Origin of the sequence: Nocardioides sp. CPCC 206348 (genome assembly GCF_048654705.1) — a bacterium.
Classification (GTDB): Bacteria; Actinomycetota; Actinomycetes; order Propionibacteriales; family Nocardioidaceae; genus Nocardioides.
This window is the reverse complement of sequence record NZ_JBMCZA010000093.1, coordinates 1-1,929: the sequence shown is the minus strand read 5'-3', so window position 1 is coordinate 1,929 and position 1,929 is coordinate 1. Positions and strand designations below refer to the sequence as shown.

The 1,929-nt window shown below is 69.6% G+C and carries 3 protein-coding genes and 1 pseudogene; 1 reads left to right on the top strand and 3 read right to left on the bottom strand.

Translation table 11 applies throughout. From position 1 onward, the window contains the following. Both ACOADB_RS04920 and ACOADB_RS04915 read right to left on the bottom strand, forming a co-directional pair. On the bottom strand, positions 1–555 hold a 555-nt coding region (locus ACOADB_RS04920; protein ID WP_378596822.1), incomplete at its 3' end, for a patatin-like phospholipase family protein. A gap of 33 nt (positions 556–588) precedes the next feature. Beyond that, a complete protein-coding gene (locus ACOADB_RS04915; RefSeq protein ID WP_378596821.1) occupies positions 589–981 on the bottom strand; it encodes a hypothetical protein in 393 nt (130 codons plus the stop codon). Between ACOADB_RS04915 and ACOADB_RS04910 the strand changes: the two genes are divergently transcribed. After that, the gene (locus ACOADB_RS04910; RefSeq protein WP_378596820.1) at positions 982–1,326 is read left to right on the top strand and encodes a hypothetical protein; all 345 of its coding nucleotides are present in this window, start codon (positions 982–984) and stop codon (positions 1,324–1,326) included. It abuts the gene before it with no gap. Positions 1,327–1,425: 99 nt separating this feature from the next. On the opposite strand, the pseudogene ACOADB_RS04905 reads toward ACOADB_RS04910, so the two are convergent. Next, positions 1,426–1,929, bottom strand: a pseudogene (locus ACOADB_RS04905) (hypothetical protein); the annotation flags it as partial.

Here is a 1,929-nt window from a genome sequence, read left to right as displayed (position 1 = left end):
AACCGGGCGCCCGGCGAGCAGCGGCAGGCAGGACGTCGCCCGCAGGGCGGTCTGCAGGCTGCGCCGGTCGGTGACGTACGGCGCCAGGTCGGCCCCCTCGCCGGTACGCGCATCGGTCGCCATCGGATGGAAGCCGATCGGGTTGGCGAGGATCCCCTCGAAGTCCATCGGCGTGATCGCCTCGTAGACGTGGTGGACCAGGCGCCCGAGGTCGATGAGCGGCCCGCCCCGCAATACCCGGCGCGGGTCCGTGATGCCCGCGGCCGCGACCTCCGGCCACGCCCAGCTGCGCATCCAGCGCTGCGCCTCACCCGTCAACAACCACGCCCCGTTGAGCGCACCGCCCGACGTTCCGTAGACGTCGTCGAAGGAGTCCGTCAGTCCGGCCTCGTCGAGCGCGAGCGCCATGCCCGCGGAGTACGCCGCCCGGTTGCCGCCGCCCTCGATGGCCAGCGCCACGCGGTAGGAGTCCGTTCTCGCGCCCGGCCGGCTGGCCGTCGTACGACGGTCGCGGAGGACGTCGAGGACCGACGTGGGCGGTGCCTCGCTCGTCATGTCGATTCCTCCGGCCGGTGGGAACACGGATCTTCAGGTTAGCGACACGACGTCGCAACGAATTGGGGATGAGACACTCGCGCGATGTTCGGTCGACGCAAGCAGCGGTTCCAGGTCGAGGTCCAGGAAGGGCGCCTTTCCGAGTCCCCCACGAGGGACGCCCAAGGCGTGGATCGTCGAGCGTTCGGCGAGTTCGTCGGTCCGCGTGGCGAGCTGGCCTCCTACGCGTTCGGCTGGGTGTCCAATGCAGATCCCCGAGAAGCACGGCTCTCCGTTGGCATCGGTCATGGGAATCCGGGCGGTGGAACCTTTCATGCCTCGGTGTTCCTTCACGACGGCGAGCGCGCGTTCGCCCTCGTCGACCAGCCGTTCGAGACCGTGCCGCAGGGCGGGCCCCACCTGATCGCGTCCGAGGCTCGCGGACACGTGGACCTGCCGTTCGTCTGGGCCGTGGTGGACACGGTCATGGAGCGCGACCGTCGCGCCACCTGGATGGGCCACTGGCTGCGGGGAACCAGCGCAATCGTCACTGGTGAGGTTGCTGCCCGACGGGAGCCTGTCGTCCTGGTCGCGCACGACGACGACGGCATGTGGCAACTGATCGGCACGACGGACGCAGACCCAGCCACGGGGAAGGTGGAGCACCTGCATCACCACATCGACGGCGACCCCACGTTGCTCGATGCGATCGACCTGGTGCCGGAGGAGCGAGCCACTCGGAGTCACCTTGGCGCGCCATGGACGCGACACCGTCGAATCGCGGATCACTAGGCCCGTGGGTGCTCGTCGCTACCAGGGCACCAATCCGTCCCAGCCGTACGGCGCCTCTGACTCGTCGCCGGTGTCGTCGACGGTAGGCGCAGCGCGCGATCAGGCTGCGTAGTCGCCGGCCAGTTCCATGGCGAGAGCCTTGAGCGCATGGAACTCGCCTGCGGTGATCGTCGTGGTGCCGCCGGTGGTGACCAGGCGGTGCAGGCCGTGAGGGGTGCGCCAGATCCACCGGTCGGGTCCGAGCTGGTGCACGCGGTAACCGGCGTGGGTCTTGGCGCGGTGGTGATGTCGTCGTAGCGGGGTGTCGTTGTGGTCGCCGGTCTGGCCGGGTGGCCCGTGCTTGTCGTAAGCAACCGTGTGGTCGTGGTCCGGTGCCCGGCCCGTCCGGGTGAACGTGCCGGTGGCGTGGGGGAAGACGTCGCCGATGGTGCGGAGCTCGGTACGGGTCTTCACGTCGGTGGGGTGTTCGTAGCCGTTGACCGAACGCCCGGCGTGCAGGTCGATCACCGGGGTCACCGTCACCTTGGCGTAACGGCGCAGCAGGTCGCGGACCTGGGACAGCAGCATCGGACCCATGCCCTCGACCCGGGCGACCGGGTTGAG